Source organism: Xylanimonas sp. McL0601, from assembly GCF_049852175.1.
In the GTDB taxonomy this organism is placed as follows: Bacteria; Actinomycetota; Actinomycetes; order Actinomycetales; family Cellulomonadaceae; genus Xylanimonas.
Genome location: NZ_CP187527.1, coordinates 1,892,105 through 1,911,610 on the forward strand (window position 1 = coordinate 1,892,105; position 19,506 = coordinate 1,911,610).

General features: G+C 73.1%; 12 protein-coding genes. 4 read left to right on the forward strand and 8 right to left on the reverse strand.

All coding sequences use genetic code 11. The features are described from left to right. Positions 1 to 7: 7 nt before the first annotated feature. From ACO4JP_RS08680 to ACO4JP_RS08690, 3 genes are all read right to left on the reverse strand, one after another. On the reverse strand, positions 8 to 3,394 hold the full coding sequence (locus ACO4JP_RS08680; RefSeq protein ID WP_425956976.1) for a choice-of-anchor A family protein: 3,387 nt from the start codon (positions 3,392 to 3,394) through the stop codon (positions 8 to 10). Between the two features lie 134 nt (positions 3,395 to 3,528). Continuing rightward, the gene (locus ACO4JP_RS08685) at positions 3,529 to 4,446 is read right to left on the reverse strand and encodes an aminoglycoside phosphotransferase family protein (RefSeq protein WP_425956977.1); all 918 of its coding nucleotides are present in this window, start codon (positions 4,444 to 4,446) and stop codon (positions 3,529 to 3,531) included. A gap of 7 nt (positions 4,447 to 4,453) precedes the next feature. Then, entirely contained in the window at positions 4,454 to 5,155 is a 702-nt protein-coding gene (locus ACO4JP_RS08690; protein WP_425956978.1) for an NUDIX hydrolase, read from the reverse strand. Between the two features lie 74 nt (positions 5,156 to 5,229). Here ACO4JP_RS08690 and ACO4JP_RS08695 point away from each other — a divergent pair, with 74 nt between their 5' ends. Further along, positions 5,230 to 7,464 (forward strand): HelD family protein, encoded by a 2,235-nt coding sequence (locus ACO4JP_RS08695; protein WP_425956979.1) that lies wholly within the window; start codon positions 5,230 to 5,232, stop codon positions 7,462 to 7,464. Here the strand turns inward: ACO4JP_RS08695 and ACO4JP_RS08700 are convergent. Then, positions 7,431 to 8,879, reverse strand: a complete 1,449-nt coding sequence (locus ACO4JP_RS08700; protein WP_425956980.1) for a GuaB1 family IMP dehydrogenase-related protein — start codon at positions 8,877 to 8,879, stop codon at positions 7,431 to 7,433. The genes ACO4JP_RS08695 and ACO4JP_RS08700 overlap by 34 nt on opposite strands. 240 nt (positions 8,880 to 9,119) lie before the next feature. Between ACO4JP_RS08700 and dxs the strand changes: the two genes are divergently transcribed. Further along, the gene (dxs, locus tag ACO4JP_RS08705) at positions 9,120 to 10,997 is read left to right on the forward strand and encodes a 1-deoxy-D-xylulose-5-phosphate synthase (RefSeq protein WP_425956981.1); all 1,878 of its coding nucleotides are present in this window, start codon (positions 9,120 to 9,122) and stop codon (positions 10,995 to 10,997) included. Positions 10,998 to 11,006: 9 nt separating this feature from the next. Here the strand turns inward: dxs and ACO4JP_RS08710 are convergent, their stop codons facing one another. Then, a complete protein-coding gene (locus ACO4JP_RS08710; protein WP_425957077.1) occupies positions 11,007 to 12,092 on the reverse strand; it encodes a carboxylate-amine ligase in 1,086 nt (361 codons plus the stop codon). A gap of 289 nt (positions 12,093 to 12,381) precedes the next feature. Between ACO4JP_RS08710 and pflB the strand changes: the two genes are divergently transcribed. Then, on the forward strand, positions 12,382 to 14,643 hold the full coding sequence (gene pflB, locus ACO4JP_RS08715; RefSeq protein ID WP_425956982.1) for a formate C-acetyltransferase: 2,262 nt from the start codon (positions 12,382 to 12,384) through the stop codon (positions 14,641 to 14,643). A gap of 25 nt (positions 14,644 to 14,668) precedes the next feature. Next, positions 14,669 to 15,697, forward strand: a complete 1,029-nt coding sequence (gene pflA, locus ACO4JP_RS08720) for a pyruvate formate-lyase-activating protein (protein WP_425956983.1) — start codon at positions 14,669 to 14,671, stop codon at positions 15,695 to 15,697. A 40-nt stretch (positions 15,698 to 15,737) separates the two neighbouring features. On the opposite strand, the gene ACO4JP_RS08725 is transcribed toward pflA, so the two are convergent. From ACO4JP_RS08725 to ACO4JP_RS08735, 3 genes are all read right to left on the reverse strand, one after another. Further along, positions 15,738 to 15,953, reverse strand: coding sequence for a hypothetical protein (locus ACO4JP_RS08725; RefSeq protein WP_425956984.1), 216 nt, complete (start codon positions 15,951 to 15,953; stop codon positions 15,738 to 15,740). Between the two features lie 154 nt (positions 15,954 to 16,107). Further along, positions 16,108 to 18,246 carry a 3-hydroxyacyl-CoA dehydrogenase NAD-binding domain-containing protein gene (locus ACO4JP_RS08730; RefSeq protein WP_425956985.1) on the reverse strand — a complete coding sequence of 713 codons (2,139 nt, stop codon included), beginning with the start codon at positions 18,244 to 18,246 and terminating at the stop codon, positions 16,108 to 16,110. Positions 18,247 to 18,251: 5 nt separating this feature from the next. Continuing rightward, positions 18,252 to 19,499, reverse strand: coding sequence for a thiolase family protein (locus tag ACO4JP_RS08735; protein ID WP_425956986.1), 1,248 nt, complete (start codon positions 19,497 to 19,499; stop codon positions 18,252 to 18,254). Positions 19,500 to 19,506: the final 7 nt, after the last annotated feature.

Genomic DNA, 19,506 nt, shown 5'->3' on the forward strand with positions numbered 1-19,506 from the left:
CGGGCTGTCATCGGCATCGGGCCCGCGGACGTCGGATGGCGACGGTGAGCAGGCCTGCGGCGAGCAGAGCCGCGATGCCGATCGCCGCGGGTGGAGGTCCTCCACCACCGCCGGCGAAGGGCAGGGCATGGCTCGGCAGGTTCGTGACCTGGATGGCGTCACGGACCGTGGAGCCGGTCGTCGAGATCGCGACGACCTGGGGGTTGTCACCGGGATTGGCGATCGTGATCACGCCGGTCGGCGAGACGGTGAACCGCACCGCCGAGGCGAGAAGGGTGTAGCCGGACGGGGCCCGGGTCTCCAGGAGCCAGTAGGTGCCTGGGGAGAGGTCCTCGACGACGAACTTGCCGGTCGTACCCGCGACCGGAGCGACGGAGCGCCCGGGCACAGGGTCGCCCGCCGCGCCGCCGTTGTCGGCCAGCAGGCGGAACTCGGCGCCCCCCAGAGGTGCCACGGACCCGTGCTCCACGGGCCCGACCTTCTGGATGGGGATGTCGAAGGCGGCCGGCTTGGGCGTCTGCGCAAGGTTCGTCACCACGAAGTCGACGTTGTACATGTTCGCGGTGGTGATCGTGATGGACGATGCTGGCTGGAACGTCGGGGTGCCCCACTGCACGCCCGCGAACTGGGGTAGGGCGATCTCGGTCAGGGCGATCGTGTCGCCGACCCGCGCGATTCCCGACATCGGGACGGTCCCCCAGAGAGCGACCTCGAGGGTTCCAGCTGCTCCCTTGCTCGGGCCGTCCGTGATCTCGTACCGGAAGGTGAACGGCTTGACGGTGTCGACCAGGCCCGCAGACTCCCCGGCGACGCGCTTCGCGACCCTGAACTGCGCAGGGATGCTGTTGAGGACCTCGACGTCGACGATCCCGGACGCGGCGACGTCCAGTGTCCAGAGGTTGCTCACCAGAGCCACGGGCTTGCCGTCGACCTGGAGGATGGGCGTAGCCCACTGCCCGTTCGGTGCCTGAGGTGGGCTCATCGGCTCGCAACGCCTGTCGTACTCCAGGACCTCGCGGATCGCGATCGCGGAGCCGGCGGTGAGACCGTTGAGCGTCGTCCTGACCGGCCCGGCGACGGGGTAGTCGCTGTATCCCGTCACCAGCGTCGTGCCGTCGGTGACGGTGACCGGCGTGCCGTTGGCCGGGATGGCAAGAGTGCCGACGGTGTTCCCGTACGTCACCTCGAAGCAGAAGCGCGATGAACGCAGCGAGTCGAACGTCGAGTCCGCCGGGAGCGTCTTCTTCAGGGCGAGGCCCACGCCGGGGGTTCTCGCCGTGTTGGTCAGCGTGACGGCGATCGGGTCGGTGCCCGGCCCGTCCAGCGTGAACGTCCCGCACGCCCACGGGGTCGGCGCCGGCGCCGGATCGCAGGTCAGGGCCGTGCCGCCGACGGCGAACTGGGCCCCGCCCCAGGTGACCCCGGTCGCGTCGGCCGGCCGCGTCTCGGTGACGCGGACGACGTCGCCCTGCATGAGCGGGTGGCTGGTTCCCGCGGCGTCGACCCACGTGGTCAGCTCGGCGGTGGTGGTGCCCGCGTGCAGTGTCAGGTCGGGGGTCTGTGGCACGAACGTGCCGGTCGCGGCGTCGCGCACGGCCCACCCGGCGGTGAAGCTCGTCGTCGTCGCCTGGGCGGCGGCGTTGCCGCCAACGACCTTGGAGATCCGGAAGCCGCGCGGCCTCACCTGCGGGGGCGTCACGCCGGTGGTCTCCAGGCTGTTGGTCACGGTGACCTGGGTGGAGCCTTCCGTGACGACGACGCTGGACCCGGACGCGCCGACGACGGTGATCTGCGGCTGCGCCCACGCCGTGTCGGGCACCGTGACTTGCGCGCCGTTCGCGGTCGTGAGCCCGGGCTCCTCGGTGACGGTGCAGGTGGCGCCCAAGGGGAGCCCGTCGATCTCGGCCGGCGGGCCGCGCACGCTGACGGACCATGGATGCGCGACGGCGGGCGACCCGCCCGGCTCCGTGCAGACGAGCGACCCGTGCGCGTACAGCTCGACGGTCTGCGGGTCGAAGCCCGCGTCCGCCAGCAGCTCCCCGGTCGCGGGCGTGAGCTGCTTGCTGACGGCGACCTCGCCCGTGGCGGGCACCGCGGGCAGCGCGAACGTCCACGGGTAGTTGTGGTGCTCGGCGTGCGCGAAGGTGCTGTTGTCCGGCCCCGTGTCGTCCATGACGTAGCTGCCGCCGACGTAGAGCCGCCCGTTGGTGCTGATGACGTTCGTGTACAGGTCGCCGCGGGGGATGAGGATGCTGCCGAGGAAGTTGAGGCCGTCGGCGTAGGTGCCCGACGAGACTTGCGCCGACTGGATCGAGACCTTCTGCGCCTGAGGGAAGTTCCACATCAGGGCGACGGAGACGTTGCCGAGGTCCGGGCTCCAGTACTTGTCCCCGGTGATCTTGGTGCCGTCGACCCAGATCTCCTTGATGACGCTGCTGATCTGCCCGCCGTCGGGCACGTTGATGACCGCGACCGGGTACGAGCCGTCTGCGCGCCGGGTCAGCCCGTCGAAGTCGATGCGGGTGACGGCCGCGAGCTGCGCGGCGGTCGCCTCGAAGACGTAGAGCCCGTCCGGGTTCGCGGTGCCCGCGGTGAGCACGAGCGTCTGCAGCCCGCCGCGCGGCTCGACCCGTGCAGCGCCCGCGCCCGTCCGGGCGGCCAGCTCGTCGGAGAGCTCGGTGACCTTCGCCCCCAAGCCGTTGTACTGCTGCAGATAGGCGAGCGACTGCTGCCGGTCCAGCAGGGTGGCGTTCGAGAAGGCCCCGGTCAAGGAGTGGCCCGGCGAGGTTCCGAGGAGCATCGTCGACGTTCCGGCCACCGCCACCTTTCCGCCGATCTGCTGGCCGACGTTGATCGTGTACTGAGACTGCTGCGTCTCCTGACCCACGGGCACGACGAGCTGCAGGTCGCCCCCCACGCCGAGCATGACGCTGCCGGGCGGAGGCGCGATCTGCGACCCGATGCCGGCCACGCCGAGGTTGAGGCCCCGCCAGTAGGTCGCCGTCTTGGCGACGGTCATGTCGCCGGCGACGATCGTGCGGCCCTCGACCTCGGCCGCCATCCCCTGGATCGTGAAGTTGCCGCCCACCCACGTCGAGACGTCGTCGTCCGTGTAGAGGGGCACGCCGGTCGCAGGGCCGGTGCCCGCGGGGCACGGCGATTCGGGCCAGTCGACGAGGCAGCGCCACCCCGGCATCTGCCCGGGTGCGGGAAGTCCCGGTTCCTGCGCGGCCGCCGCGGGCGGCGAGGTCACGGTGGCCGCGACGATGCTCCCCGCGAGCACGATGGCCACCGCCGTCAGCGAGGCTGCCAAACGACGCCACGTGGGGGCCGCCACCGGCTTCCGGTGCCGGCCGACCTCACCACCCTTGACCCCGCGACGTCGCTCGACCATGGCCAGATCATCCGTGGGGCGGCGATCGGTGGTCGGTGTGGTGGCGCGCTCTGATCCCCGGGGAGCACTGCTGTCGCTGTCGGATCGAGGTGAGGTATGAGCGCGACCAGCGGATCGTGGTGCAGGCGGCGGCCTCAGAGCCCGTCGACGAGCGCCGCGACGGCGTGCTCGCCGATCGGCACGAGGCTCGGGTGTTCCTCGGGGTGGGCGAGCATCGCGGCTGCGAACACCAGCGCCCAGCCGCGGGCGCGCGCCCAGGTCGCCTCGTCCCAGCCGCGCCCCTCGGGGCCCGCTCCAGCCTCGGCGAGCGTCGCGCGGAACACAGCGCGTCCGGCGGCGTCGAACGTGAGCCAGATCGTGCCGAGGTCGCTCGCCGGGTCACCCGCGGTGATGTCGCCGAAGTCGACGACGGCGGCCAGGCGGTCAGGCGTGTCACCCTGCTCGCCGGGCACGACGACCAGGTTGGCGGGGTGCGGGTCCCCGTGTACCCACACGGGCGGCCCGGCGTACGGGTCGGCGTCGAGGGCGGCCTGCCACAGCGCTGCGACCCGTCCGGTGAGATCGAGCGCGGGCGGTCGGCGGTCGCGCAGCGCGACCCCGCGGAACGGGTTGCCGGGGGCGGTGACCCCCGCGGCGAGCGGCCGGTGCACCGCAGCCAGGAAGCGCGCGAGCGTCGGCGCCCACGCCCGGCGGGCGGCCACCGGCGTCGCCGCCGCGGCTACGCCGTCGACCCATCGGGTCACGCTCCACGGCCACGGGTAGCCGAGGGCTACGCTCGGCCGGCCGCTGCGCAGCGGGACCGGGACGACGACGCCGGGCGCCGCCGTCGCGAGCGCCGGGGCGAGCAGCGGCAGCGCGGCGAGCTCGTTCGCGATCAGGGGCGCCGCGACCGCCCGGCGGGGGAGCCGGAGCACGAGGTCGTCGCCCGCGCGGACCATGACGTTGTCCCACCCGTTCGCCGCCACGCGCAGCGGGAGGTCGGCGAGGTCCGGGTGCTGCTCGCGCAGCAGTGCGCGGGCAAGGTCGACGGTGACGTCGAGCTCGGCCTTCATGCGCCGGTCACGGCAGCTCGAGCTCGCGGCCGTGGTCCCAGTCCTCGGTCCAGCCCAGGTGGGTGAACATCGCGTCGAGGATCCCGGCGGTGAAGCCCCAGACGAGCTGCTCGACGCCGTCGACCGTGACGACCCACGCCGGGCCTCGCCAGGTGTTCGCGCCGCGGTGCAGCACGGAGGTGTACCGGTGGGCGGGGTCGAGCAGGTCGGCCACCGGGGCCCGGAACACGTACGCCGACTCGCCGACGTCGACCACGCCCACGGGCGACGGCGCCGACCACCAGCCCAGCACGGGCGTGACCAGGTGGTTGCTCACCGGCATCGGCAGCGAGGCGAGCGTCCCCAGCACCTCCACGCCGGCGGCGTCGAGGCCGGTCTCCTCGCGAGCCTCACGCAGCGCGGCGGCGACGACGTCCTCGCCGGGCTCGACCCGGCCGCCGGGGAACGCCACCTGTCCGGCGTGCGAGCTCAGCGTCGCGGCCCGGCGCAGCAGGAGCACGTCGAGGTCGTAGGAGACGGCGAGGTTCTGCGCCTCGTGGTCGGCGGTCAGGCCGTCGAGCACCCCGAACAGCACGAGCACGGCGGCCGCGCGGGCGGCGCCATCGTCGAGCATCCCGCGGGCGTGTCGCCACGGTCCCGGGAAGGATGGGTCGGCGGCGAGCGTCGCAAGCTGTGCCCGTGCGGCTGCGTTTCCCTCGACGGTGGTCACCTGCCGAGGTTAACGTCCGCAGGACGCCGCGGGCCCGCCACGTCGGGCGACCGGGCCTGGATCGAGGAGAGCACGTGCACCACCCGCAGGACCCCACCACGCGCGAGCGGGGCGGCGAGCTGGACCACCCCACGCCCGATCGTGCCGCCGGGCCGGACCCCGCGGTGCGCGAGCGTGCCGCCGAGCAACGCCACGTCGACGTCCTTTACGCGCGCCTCGACGCTGACGCCGACCGCGTCCGCCGCGAGATCGCCGAGGTCCAGCGTGACCGCCACGACGACCTGCGCGAGCCCCGCCTGGCCCTGCTCGGTCGCCGGGCGGCGGCGCTCGCGGCGGCCGAGCACCACCTGTGCTTCGGCCGGATCGACACCGCCGACGGCACCGCGCTGCACATCGGCCGCACGGGAATCACCGGACCGCACGGCGAGCCGCTCGTGCTCGACTGGCGCGCGGACGCCGCTCGCCCGTTCTATGCCGCCACGCCCGCGGCCCCGCAGGGCCTGCGCCGCCGCCGGCACCTGACGCTCGACGGCCGCGACGTCGTCCGGGTCAGCGACGAGCTGCTCGACGGGAGCGACCCGGGCGAGCACGACGTCGTCGGCGACGGTCCGCTCTCGGCCGCTCTCGGCGCCGCCCGCACCGGGCGAATGCGTGACGTCGTCGCGACCCTGCAGGCGGAGCAGGACGCGATCGTCCGCTCGCCGCACCGCGGCGTCACCGTCGTCGAGGGCGGGCCGGGCACCGGCAAGACGGTGGTGGCGCTGCACCGCGCGGCCTACGTGCTCGCGATGTTCGACTCAGCCCGTGCCGACGGCGTGCTGGTGCTCGGCCCGGGCGAGCGCTTCCTCGACTACATCGGCGAGGTGCTCCCGTCCCTGGGTGAAAACGACGTCCTCCTCGCGACGCCGACCTCGCTGCTCGCGGACACGCCTGCTCCGTTGCGGGACCCTGGGGCTCCGGTTCTGGGTGCCGATCAGCGGACGTCCAGGGACCCACAACGGCCGGCCGGGGCCGGCCGGGGGCGGCGGCCGCTCGGGGACGTGCGGTGGGCGTCGAGGCTGGCCTCGGCTGTGCGGGCGCTGCAGGCGCCCCCAGGGACGGAGGTCGCCGTGACGATCGACGGCGACCGCATCGCCCTCTCGCCCGCCGAGCTGGCGGAGGCGCGCGCCACCGCCCAGGCGTCCGGGCTGCCGCACAACAAGGCCCGCGAGCTGTTCCGGGATCTCGTCGCGGACGCCCTCGCCGACGAGGTCGAGGCACGCGCCCGCGTGTTCCTCGCCCGCATGGACGAGGACATCGAGGTGCTGACGGGCGGCGTCGACGTCGAGGGGGCGGTCGCGGCCGACCTCGAGCGGCTGGGCTTCGCGGCCGACGCCGGTGGCCGGTACGGGCACGAGGCGGCGGTCGCCGAGCTGGACCCGCAGGCGTTGCGCGCCTCGCTCGCGACAGACCCGGCGGTCGAGACTGCCGTCGAGCGGGCGTGGCCGCGGCTGACGGCGGGCGACGTCGTCGCGGGGGTGCTGGCGGGGCGGGCTGCTCCGGCGGGCGCGGTCCCCGCCCCCCGCCGTGCGGGCCGCCGCTGGACCGACGCCCACCTGCCGCTGCTCGACGAGGCCGCTGCGCTTCTCGACGGCCCGCCCGAGCGCACGTTCGGGCATGTCGTCGTGGACGAGGCGCAGGAGCTGACGCCGATGCAGTGGCGCGCGGTGCTGCGGCGCTGCCCGAGCCGGAGCATGACGATCGTCGGGGACCTGGCGCAGTCCGGCCCCTCGACGGGGGCGGCGACCTGGGAGGACGCGCTCGACGAGCTCGCCCGCCGTGCGGGGGTGCACACGCTCACGGTCTGCTACCGCACGACGGCGCAGGTGCTGGAGGAGGCGGCCCCGCTGCTGGCCCGGATCGCGCCGCTGCAGCCGCGCTCCCGCGCGATCCGGACGGGCCCGGCGGTGCGCCGGGTGCTCGTGCCGGCTGCCGAGCGCGAGCTGCCGGACGCGCTGCTCGAGTCCGTCCGCCGCGAGGCCCTGCGCGAGGCCGCCGTCGGTGGCCTCGTCGGCGTGATCGCGGCCGACGACGCCGCGGCCTCCGTCTCAGCCGCGCTCGACGGCGTGGCCGGCGTCCAGGTGGTCCCGGTCTCCGAGGTGCGGGGGCTCGAGTTCGACGGGGCCGTCGTCGTCGACCCCGCAGCCATCCAGGAAGCGCGCGAGGGCGGGGAGCGCGACCTTTATGTTGCGCTCACCCGCCCCACCACGCGGCTCGTGATCGTCGAGCCCGGCGGTCACCAGGAGGTATGGACCGGCATGCCCTCCTGATACCCCGCCGCGGACTGGATGCCCACCACGGCCCGCTCGGCGAACTCGGCCAGCGTCCGGGCGCCCGCGTAGGTGAACGCGGAGCGCAGGCCCGAGGTGATCTCGTCGAGCAGGTCCTCGACGCCCGGGCGGATCGGGTCGAGGTACATCTTCCCGCTGGAGATTCCCTCCTCGAACAGGGCCTTGCGAGCGCGGTCGAACGCCGAGCCGGCACCCGCGGTCCGGGCCGCGACGGCACGCGCGGACGCCATGCCGAACGAGTCCTTGTACAGGCGCCCGGTGCCGTCGTCGTGCAGGTCGCCGGGCGACTCGTACGTGCCGGCGAACCACGAGCCGATCATCACCTGCGACGCGCCCGCCGCCAGCGCGAGCGCGACGTCGCGCGGGTGCCGCACGCCGCCGTCGGCCCACACGTTCTTGCCGAGCTCGCGCGCGGCGCCCGAGCACTCGAGCACCGCGGAGAACTGCGGCCGCCCGACGGCGGTCATCATGCGCGTGGTGCACATGGCGCCGGGGCCGACGCCCACCTTGAGGATGTCCGCACCGGCCGCGACCAGGTCGCGCACGCCCGCGGCGGTCACGACGTTGCCCGCGACGACGGGGACGTCGGGTGCGACGGACCGGACGGCGTCGAGCGCCTGCAGCATCTTGGACTGGTGGCCGTGCGCGGTGTCGACGACGAGCACGTCGACGCCGGCAGCGAGCAGGTCCTTGGTCTTGGCGGCGACGTCGCCGTTGATGCCGACGGCGGCGCCGACGCGCAGGCGGCCGCCCGCGTCGAGGGCGGGGGAGTAGACCGTGGAGCGCACGGTGCCCTTGCGGGTCAGCACGCCCACGAGCCCGCCGTCGCGCACGACGACGGCGAGGTCGGTCTTGGCGGCGTGCAGCCGCTCGAACGTGTCCTCGAGGCCGGCGGACTCGACCTGGGAGGCCTCGACCGCGACCAGGTCCGTCGACATGACGCGCCCCACCTGGGTGAAACGGTCGGTGCCGAGGCAGTCGGCCTCGGTGACGACGCCCACGGGGCGGCCGTCCTCGACGACGACGGCGGCGCCGTGCGCGCGCTTGCCGAGCAGGGTCAGCACGGTCGAGACCGTGTCGTGGGTGCCCACGGTCACGGGCGTCTCGACGACGGGGTCCTTGGACTTCACGCCGGCGACCACGTCCGCGATGACATCGCCCGGGATGTCCTGCGGCATGATCGCGACGCCACCGCGGCGGGCCACGGTCTCGGCCATGCGGCGGCCGGCGACGGCGGTCATGTTGGCGACGACGATCGGCACGGTGGTGCCGGTGCCGTCGTCCGAGGAGAGGTCGACGTCGAGGCGGCTGGTGACGTCCGAGCGGGACGGCACGAGGAAGACGTCGCCGTAGGTGAGATCGGTGGTGGGCTGGTGCCCGTCGAGAAAGCGCATGGGCTCCTCCGGAGGGGGGCGCTGCCGGGCCCGGCCGGCGCGCACGCGTGCCGACGGTGGTGTTGCCGTCGGCGGCATCTCAGCCTACGCGCGGGGCGATCCGCGTGGAGGGCACGTGCAGATCGCGTGCGTACCGTTTTGGCGCGACCTGCTCGGGTCGGTGGCTCGCGTGAGTAGGGCCTAGGCTTGATCGGTCCGTGCGTCAAGACCCCGCGGACGGTCGTCCGGAAGGAATTGCTCATGGGCCTGCTGGCCGGAATCGCGTCGCCCGCAGACCTCAAGCGGCTGACGCCCCGCCAGATCCCCGCGCTCGCGGCGGAGATCCGGTGGTTCCTGGTCGACAACGTCTCGCGCACCGGTGGTCACCTCGGGCCGAACCTGGGCGTCGTCGAGCTCACCATCGCGCTGCACCGCGTCTTCGACTCGCCGCGCGACACCTTCGTCTTCGACACGGGTCACCAGGCGTACGTGCACAAGCTGCTCACCGGCCGCAAGGACTTCTCGGCGCTGCGCAAGAAGGGCGGCATGTCCGGCTACCCGTCGCGCGCGGAGTCGGAGCACGACGTCGTCGAGAACTCGCACGCCTCCACCGCGCTGAGCTGGGCGGACGGGATCGCGAAGGCGAACCAGGTGCGCGGCCAGGGCGACCGGCACGTCGTCGCCGTCGTCGGCGACGGCGCCCTCACGGGCGGCATGGCCTGGGAGGCGCTCAACAACATCTCGGCGTGCCACCGCCGCCTGATCATCGTCGTCAACGACAACGGCCGGTCCTACTCGCCGACCATCGGCGGCCTCGCCCACCACCTCGACACCCTCCGCACCACCCGCGGGTACGAGCAGTTCCTCGACTGGGGCAAGCGCACGCTGTCCCGCTCCGGCCGGCCGGGGCAGTTCGCCTACGACTGGCTGCACGGCCTCAAGAAGGGACTCAAGGACGTCGTCGCCCCGCAGGGCATGTTCGAGGACCTCGGCATCAAGTACATCGGGCCCGTCGACGGCCACGACGAGGCCGCCATGGAGCGCGCCTTCACCCTCGCCAAGGGCTACGGCTCGCCGGTGATCGTCCACGCCATCACCGAGAAGGGCCGCGGCTACACGCCCGCCGAGCAGGACGTCGCCGACCGCTTCCATGCCGTCGGGCAGATTCACCCCGAGACCGGGCTGCCCGTCGCGCCGTCGCGCTTCGGCTGGACGTCCGTGTTCGCCGACGAGATCGTGCGCATCGGCCGGCGCCGGCCCGACGTCGTCGCGATCACCGCCGCGATGCTTCACCCCGTGGGCCTCGCGCCGTTCGCCAAGGAGTTCCCTGAGCGTACGTTCGACGTCGGGATCGCCGAGCAGCACGCCGCCACGTCGGCCGCGGGCATGGCGTTCGGCGGGCTGCACCCCGTCGTCGCGGTCTACGCGACCTTCCTCAACCGCGCGTTCGACCAGGTGCTCATGGACGTCGCGCTGCACAAGGCCGGCGTCACCTTCGTGCTCGACCGCGCCGGCATCACCGGCGACGACGGCGCGAGCCACAACGGCATGTGGGACATGGCGATGCTGCGCATCGTCCCCGGCCTGCGGCTGGCCGCCCCGCGCGACGAGGAGACGCTGCGCGCCGCGCTGCGCGCCGCCGTCGACGTCGACGACGCCCCGACCGTGGTGCGCTACCCGAAGGGCGCCCTGGCGGATGCGATCCCGGCGGTCAGCGAGCTGGACGGGGTCGACGTCATCGCGCGGCACGAGGGGCCGCCCGCGGCCCGCCGCGTGCTCGTCGTCGGCATCGGTTCCATGGCCGGCACGGCCGTGGCGACGGGTGAGGCGCTCGCGGCGCACGGGCTCGCGGTGACCGTGGCGTCGCCGACGTGGGTGCTGCCGGTCCCGGCAGGGCTGGTGAAGCTGGGCGGCGAGCACGACCTCGTCGTGACGATCGAGGACGGCGTCGTCGACGGAGGTGTGGGCTCGATGCTCGCGCAGCGCGCCGCCGAGCAGGGCGTGGCCACCCCGCAGGTGCACCTGGGCCTGCCGGTCGAGTTCCTCGACCATCAGAGCCGCGAGCAGCTCACGACGGCCACCCGCCTGACGGCCGCGGACGCGACGCGCGACACGCTGGCGGCGCTGGCGCTGCTGTAGCGCCGCCGCTCAGCCCAGCGCGGGCTCCGACAGGAGCGCGTCCGCCGCCCGCAGCGCCACCGCATGCAGGTCGCCGCCGGCGTCCGCCGCCCAGGTGCGCTGGCGGGCGGCGCCGTTGCCGCGCGCCCACAGTGCGCCGAGCAGCTCCGTGACGGTGTCGAGGTCGCCCGCGTCCGCCAGCGCATCGCGGGTGTAAGTCAGGAGCGCGCCGATGACGTCGTGCGCCGGCGCTGGACGCCACGTCCGGGGATCGACCAGGTCACCGACCAGCCCCGACCGCCCGGCGCGCCAGTGCGACGTGCGCAGCAGCTCGACGGGAGCGTCGGGGAGCGGGACGCCGGATGCGGCCTCGCGGGCGACCGTCTCGACGAGTCCGCGCGCGAGCCCGGCGACGAGGGTCGCGGTGTCGGGGTCGAGGCAGACGTCCGCGACGCGGATCTCGACGGTCGGGTAGCGGGCCGACAGGCGGGCGTCGAAGTAGACCATCGCCTCGTCGAGCACCGTGCTCGTCGCCACGAGCGCCGCGACGGCAGCGTGGTATGCCTCGGGCGTCCCGAACATCCGCGTCGGCCCCGCGGTCGGCCACCGTGCCCACACCTGCGAGCGGAAGCTCTCGTACCCCGTCGCGCGCGCCAACCAGAACGGCGAGTTGGCCGAGATCGCCAGCAGCGGTGCGAGCCACGGCCCGATGCGGTCCAGCACGGCCACGCCCTCCACGTCGTCGGCCACGCCGACGTGGACGTGGCAGCCGTTGGTGAGCTGCTCCCACGCGGTGAGGCCGAACTCGGACCGGGCCCGCAGGTAGCGCAGCCGGGACACCGTGGTGCCCCGGTGGGCGACGGGCGACGTCGCCACGGCGGCGACGCGTGCGTTGTGGCGAGCGGCCGCCTCGCGCGCGCCGGAGCGGCCGGCCCGGATGGCCTCGGCGAGCTCGGCGAGCGACCGCGTCGGGGGCGTCGCCGTCTCGAGCTGCTCCTCCATGAACTCGTTCTCGAGCGGACCGTCGGCCTCGGCGGCGGACTCGAGGACGGCCTGGGCCCGCGGGGCGGGGCTGCCGTCCTCGGCGAGGAGCAGCAGCTCCTCCTCGATGCCCATCGTTCGTGGTGGTCGGGTCACCTGGGCAGCATCGCAGACAGCGCGCGAGGACGCCCGTGCTGCAGGCCGCGTATCCCCGCTCCGATCAGGCGCGCGGCGCACGTCCCGGTGGCGCGCTGCGCCTCCGGGTTTTCGGGTCTGACCAGCGGAGACATTGTGGTCATACCACAGTGTGAGCAAGGCTACAGGGCTTTGCGCCCGTTTGGTGTGGCTGTGGTCTGGCCACGGGCGTACCGTCGTACTCGGAAACAGGAGAGGGCGACCCCTCCCGGAGGAGAGAAGGCCACCAATGACGACGACTGCGTCTGCCGCCGACATGATCACCACCGCCTGGGCCGGCTTCACCAACGGCCCGTGGCAGGACAAGATCGACGTCCGCGACTTCATCCAGAAGAACTACACGCCGTACGACGGCGACGACTCGTTCCTGGCCGGGCCGACCGCCCGCACCACGAAGGTGTGGGACACGCTCGCCGCCATGTTCCCCGCGGAGCGCGAGAAGGGCGTCTACGACGTCGACAACAAGGTGCCCGCCGGCATCACCGCGCACGCCCCCGGCTACATCGCGAAGGACGACGAGGTCATCGTCGGGCTCCAGACCGACGCCCCGCTCAAGCGCGCGATGATGCCCTTCGGTGGCTGGCGCATGGTCGAGACGTCGCTGAAGACCTACGGCTACGACGTCGACCCGACGCTGCAGGAGGTCTTCTCCAAGTACCGCAAGACGCACAACCAGGGTGTCTTCGACGCGTACACGCCGAACGTCCGCGCCGCGCGTTCCTCGCACGTCATCACCGGCCTGCCGGACGCCTACGGCCGTGGCCGGATCATCGGCGACTACCGCCGCGTCGCGCTCTACGGCGTCGACCAGCTGATCGCCGCCAAGAAGCTCGACAAGCTGTCGCTCGACACCGAGGTCTTCTCGGAGAAGATCGTGCGCGAGCGCGAGGAGCACGCGGAGCAGATCCGCGCTCTCGGCGAGCTCAAGGAGATGGCCGCCTCGTACGGCTTCGACATCTCGGGCCCGGCCACCACGGCCAAGGAGGCCGTCCAGTGGCTGTACTTCGGCTACCTGGCCGCGGTCAAGGAGCAGAACGGCGCCGCCATGTCGCTGGGCCGCGTCTCGAGCTTCCTCGACATCTACATCGAGCGTGACCTCGCCGCCGGCACCCTCACCGAGGAGCTGGCGCAGGAGATTATGGACGACTTCGTGATCAAGCTGCGGATCGTGCGCTTCCTGCGCACCCCGGAGTACGACGCGCTGTTCTCCGGCGACCCGACCTGGGTCACCGAGTCGATCGCCGGCATGGGCGAGGACGGCCGCTCGCTCGTCACGAAGAACTCGTTCCGCATGCTGCAGACCCTGTACAACCTGGGTCCGGCGCCGGAGCCGAACATGACCGTCCTGTGGTCGGCCGCCCTCCCGCAGGGCTTCAAGGACTACTGCGCCAAGGTCTCGATCGACACCTCGGCCGTGCAGTACGAGTCCGACGACACGATCCGGGCCCACTGGGGCGACGACGCCGCGATCGCCTGCTGCGTCTCGCCGATGGCCGTCGGCAAGCAGATGCAGTTCTTCGGCGCCCGCGTGAACCTCGCCAAGACCATGCTGTACGCCATCAACGGCGGCAAGGACGAGGTCACCGGCAAGCAGGTCTCCCCGGCCGTCGCGCCGGTCGAGCCCGGCATGCCGCTGGACTACGACGACGTCCGCGCCCGCTTCGACAAGACGATGGACTGGCTGGCCGCCACCTACGTCGAGGCGCTGAACGTCATCCACTACATGCACGACAAGTACGCCTACGAGCGCATCGAGATGGCCCTCCACGACAAGGAGGTCCTGCGGACCATGGCCTGCGGCATCGCCGGCCTCGCGGTGACCACCGACTCGCTGTCGGCCATCAAGTACGCGAAGGTCACGCCCGTCTTCGACGAGCGCGGCATCGTGGTCGACTACGTGACCGAGGGTGAGTTCCCGACCTACGGTAACGACGACGACCGCGCCGACGACATCGCCGTCGAGCTCGTCGAGTCGTTCATGCAGAAGATCCGTATGCACAAGATGTACCGCGACGCGATCCCGACGCAGTCGGTCCTGACGATCACCTCGAACGTCGTCTACGGCAAGGCCACGGGCAACACGCCGGACGGCCGCCGTACCGGCGAGCCGTTCTCCCCGGGCGCCAACCCGATGAACGGCCGCGACACGCACGGCATGCTCGCCTCCGCCCTGTCGGTCGCGAAGCTCCCGTACGACGAGTCGCAGGACGGCATCTCGCTGACCAACACCGTCGTGCCGGCCGGCCTCGGCCGCACGAAGGAGGAGCAGATCGCCAACCTGGCCGGCCTGCTCGACGCGTCGGTCGGTGCCGAGGGCTACCACATGAACGTCAACGTGCTGGTCCGCGAGACCCTCGAGGACGCCATGGAGCACCCCGAGAACTACCCGCAGCTGACGATCCGCGTCTCCGGCTACGCCGTGAACTTCGTCCGCCTCACCCGCGAGCAGCAGCTCGACGTGCTGAGCCGGACGTTCCACGGCGCCATGTGACACGGTCCCGAGAGACCAGGTCCTCATGACCTCCACCAGCTCCGCGACCGGTGCCGCCACCCTTCCCCTCGGTGGCGGCGCCGGTCGCGGCGTCTTCCTCGGGGCCCCGTCCGTGGTCGGGGTTCCTGAGGTCTCCGGTGCGGCCGGGCTCTTCGGGGAGTCCATCCCCGTCGACCTCGACGCGCCCACCGCCCCGCGGCGCCGCACCGGCGCCGGGCTCGACGGCGTGGCCGTCGCCGACGACCTCGGCCGCACCGACAAGCTCGCGATGATGCGGACGGGCGAGCTCGGCTCGGTCCACTCCTGGGAGCTGGTCACCGCCGTCGACGGTCCGGGCACGCGCCTGACGGTCTTCCTGAACGGCTGCCCGCTGCGGTGCCTGTACTGCCACAACCCCGACACGCTCAACATGCGCGACGGCGAGCCCGTCACGGCCGACGAGCTGCTCGGGCGAGTGAAGCGCTACCTGCCGATCTTCCGCGCCACCAAGGGCGGCCTCACGCTCTCGGGCGGCGAGGTGCTCCAGCAGCCGGCCTTCGCGGCACGCATCCTGCGCGGCGCGAAGGAGATGGGCGTGCACACGGCCCTGGACACCTCGGGGTTCCTGGGCAAGGCGCTCACGGACGAGATGCTGGCCGACACCGACCTCGTGCTGCTGGACGTCAAGGCCGGCGACCCGGACACCTACCTCGAGGTGACCAAGCGGCCGCTGCAGCCCACGCTCGACTTCGGCCGCAGGCTCGCCGAGTCCGGGCTCCCGGGCGGCGTCACGGCCGCCCAGCCCGTCGAGGTGTGGGTGCGCTTCGTGCTCGTGCCGGGGCTGACCGACGACGAGCGCAACGTCGACCTGGTGGCCGGCTACGCGGCGTCGCTCAACGAGATCCGCCCGGGCACGGTGACCCGGGTCGAGGTGCTGCCCTTCCACCAGATGGGCCGCGACAAGTGGACCGCCCTCGGGCGGGACTACTCTCTCGACGACACCCAGCCGCCGAGCGTCGAACTCACCGACCGCGTGCGGGAGCAGTTCCGCTCGCGTGGGCTCGCGACCTTCTGAGGCTCCTCCGCCCCTGTTTCCACGCGCGCGGCCGGCGGCTCTACGAGCCCTCGGCCGCGTCGTCGTCCTCGGCGGCCGCCGCGAGCTTCTCGACGCTCCCGTAGGTCTCTGCCATCACCTGCCAGCAGCCAAGGTCCGCCTCGGCACGGTCCTTCTGGGCCGACGCCGGCCGGTCTGCGAGGTCGTGCGCGATCTCGGTCACGAGCATCTCGAGCTCGCGGCGTGACAGGTGGGCCAGCCAGGGCAACGTCGCCATCGTCAGAGTGTCACCCGCGCTTGCCCGGGGCACCATCGATGGGTCGGGTGAGTGCCGGATGAAAACGTCTGCAGACCCTGCGGCGGTCGAGGTCGCCGCACCACGCCCCGAGACGGCGGGGGTGGCCGCGACGTGCTCGACCACCGCAGGGAGATCAGGACACCGGGATGCTCGCGACGCCCGGCGGAAGCAGCCGGCGGGCGAGCACGCGCTCGCTGTACCCGGTGCGGTCCAGGTACGGCGTGATGCCACCTGTGTGGAAGCCCCAACCCGCGCCGAGGATCATGCACAGGTCGATCTGCGGCGGCCCTGCGACGACGTCCTCCTCGAGCAGGTGCCCGATCTCGACCGTCAGAGCGGTCAGCACCGAGTCGAGCACACCCTCGCCGTCGAGCACGGGCGTACCGTGCCGTCCGGTCTCGCCCGGGGTGAGGGCCGGGCCGAACGCCGCCTGGATCGCCGGGTCGACGGGCTTGTGCAGGCCGGGCGCGGGGGCGTCGAGCACGACGCGCGCGCCTTCGGCGACGAGCTTCTCGAGCCCCGGGGAGGCGGGGAACCGGTCGCCGAGGTCCTCGCGCAGCGAGGTGAGCACGTGCAGCCCGACGGCGGGACCCACGAGGTCGAACAGCTCGAACGTCGGCATCGGGAACCCGAGCGGGGCGAGCGCGACGTCCGCGACCTCGACGGGGGTGCCGTTCTCGATCGCCTCGACGACCTTGCCCATGACGAGCACGAGCAGGCGGTTGACCACGAATCCCGGCCGGTCCTTGACCAGCACGGCCGTCTTGCGCAGCCTCGCGGTGATCGCGAACGCGGTGGCCAGCGCCTCCGGCGAGGTGCGCTCGGCCTGGACCACCTCGACCAGGGGCATCTGCGCCACCGGGTTGAAGAAGTGGATGCCGACGACGCGCTCGGGGTGCTGCAGGTCGGCGGCCATCTCCGTGACCGACAGCGCCGAGGTGTTGGTCGCGAGGATCGTCTCGGGGGAGACGATGCCCTCGAGCTCAGCGAACACGCGCTTCTTGAGCGAGAGGATCTCGGTCACGGCCTCGACGACGACGTCGCAGGCGGCGAGCTCCTCGATCTCGGTGGTGCCGTGCACGGACGCCACGACGCGTGCCGCGGCGTCGGCGGACATCCGGCCGCGCGCGACCAGCTTCTCCACGGTCGACCGCACGAACCCGAGGCCCTTCTCGACGCGCTCGGTGTCGAGGTCGCGCATGACGACGGGCACCCCGAGCCGCTGCGAGACGAGCAGCGCGATCTGCGCCGCCATGAGGCCGGCGCCCACGATCCCCACGCGGGTGACGGGCCGCGCGAGCGAGCTGTCGGGTGCGCCGGCGGGCTTCTTGCCGCCCGAGACCAGCGAGAACGCGTACACGCTCGCCCGCATCTCGTCGCTCATGATGAGGTCGGCCAGCGCCTCGTCCTCGGCGGCGAACGCCTCGGCGCGCGTGGCCGCACGGGCGGCGGCCAGCAGCTCGAGCGCCCGGTAGGGCGCCGGCCGCGACCCGTGCACGACGGCGTCCAGGCGGGTGCGCGTGGCGGCCACGACGGCGTCCCACACGGGCTGCGGGTCGAGCGGCCGCCGCTCGACGACGACCTCGCCCCGCACCACGCGCGCGGCCCACGCGATCGACTGCTCGAGGAAGTCGGCCGCCTCGAAGAGCACGTCGACGAGCCCGAGCTCGAGCGCCTCGGCCGGCTTGAACGGCTTGTTCTGCGCCGGGCGCGTGAGGACGACGTCCACGGCCTTCTCGATGCCGACCAGGCGCGGTACCAGGTAGGCGCCGCCCCAGCCGGGGACCAGGCCCAGCCCGGTCTCGGGCAGCCCGAGCGCCGGCGCGTCCGACGCGACCGTGCGGTAGTCGCAGTTCAACGCGACCTCGAGGCCGCCGCCCAGGGCGAGCCCGTTGACGAACGCGAACGTCGGGACCCCTGCTTCGTGCAGCAGCTCGTAGGCGGCGTGGCCCATGCGTCCCAGCTCGAGCGCCTGGTCGTGCGTGGTGACGGCGCCGATGCCGAGCAGGTCGGCGCCGGCGGCCAGGAAGTACGGCTTGCCCGTGACCGCGATGGCGGCGATCTCGCCGCCGGCGGCGCGGTCCCGCAGCTCGGCGAGGCGCTCGGTCAGCTCGGCCATGCCGAGGGGCCCGAGCGTGCTGGGCTTCGTGTGGTCCAGCCCGTTGTCGAGCGTGACGAGCGCGAGCGTGCCCGCCCCGCCCGGGAGGGCGACGTCGCGGACGAGCGCGTGCGTGACGCGCTCGGGGCGGACCTGGGGGGTGGTGTCCGACATCGGTGTCAGGCCTCCTGGGACGGGGTGGTCGTGTGGCCGCTGTAGTCGGCGTGGTGCGGGTTCTCCCAGATCACCGTGCCCCCCTGGCCGAGGCCCACGCACATGGTGGTGAGCCCGTAGCGGACGTGGGGGTTCTGCTCGAGCTGCCGGGCGAGCTGCGTCATGAGGCGCACGCCCGACGACGCCAGCGGGTGGCCCACGGCGATCGCACCGCCGTAGGGGTTGACGCGCTCGTCGTCGTCGGCGAGGCCGAAGTGGTCGAGGAACGCGAGCACCTGGACGGCGAACGCCTCGTTGATCTCGAACAGGCCGATGTCGTCGATGGTCAGGCCCGCGCGGGCCAGCGCCTTCTCGGTTGCCGGGACGGGGCCCAGGCCCATGACCGCGGGGTCGACGCCCGCGAACGCGGACGCGACCAGGCGCATGCGTACCGGCAGGCCGAGCTCGGCGGCGACGTCGCCCGCGGCGAGCAGCGACGCCGTCGCGCCGTCGGTCAGGGGGGAGGCGTTGCCCGCGGTGACGCGGCCACCGGGGCGGAACGGCGTCTTGAGGTCGCGGATCGCCTCGATGGTGGTGCCGGGGCGGGGCAGCTCGTCGGCCGTGGCGAGCCCCCATCCCTTCTCGGCGGAGCGGACGGCGACCGGGACGATCTCGGGGCCGACGTCGCCGTTGGCGAGCGCCTTCGCATACTTCGCCTGGCTGGCGACGGCGTAGGCGTCCGCGCGCTCCTTCGTCAGGTGCGGCATCCGGTCGTGGATGTTCTCGGCCGTGACGCCCATGTTGAGGGCCTCGGCGTCGACCAGGCGCTCCGCGACGAAGCGCGGGTTCGGGTCGGCGTCGAAGCCCATGGGGTGGTGGCCCATGTGCTCGACCCCGCCCGCGACGACGACGTCCTGCTGGCCGGCGGCGATGCCCGCCGCCGTCGTCGTCACGGCGGTCATGCCGCCGGCGCACATGCGGTCGATGGCGTAGCCCGGGACGCTGCGGGGCAGGCCCGCGAGGACCGCGACGGTGCGGCCCAGCGTGATGCCCTGGTCGCCCTGCTGGGTCGTGGCGGCGATCGCGACCTCGTCGACGCGCTCGGGCGGAAGCTCGGGGTGGCGGCGCAGCAGCTCGCGCACGGCCTTGACGATGAGGTCGTCGGCGCGCGTCTCGGCGTAGAGCCCGTCGGGGCGGGCCTTGCCGAAGGGGGTGCGGACCCCGTCGACGAAGACGACGTCGCGCAGGTGCGGACGCCGGGCGGTGGTGGTCATGTCAGCT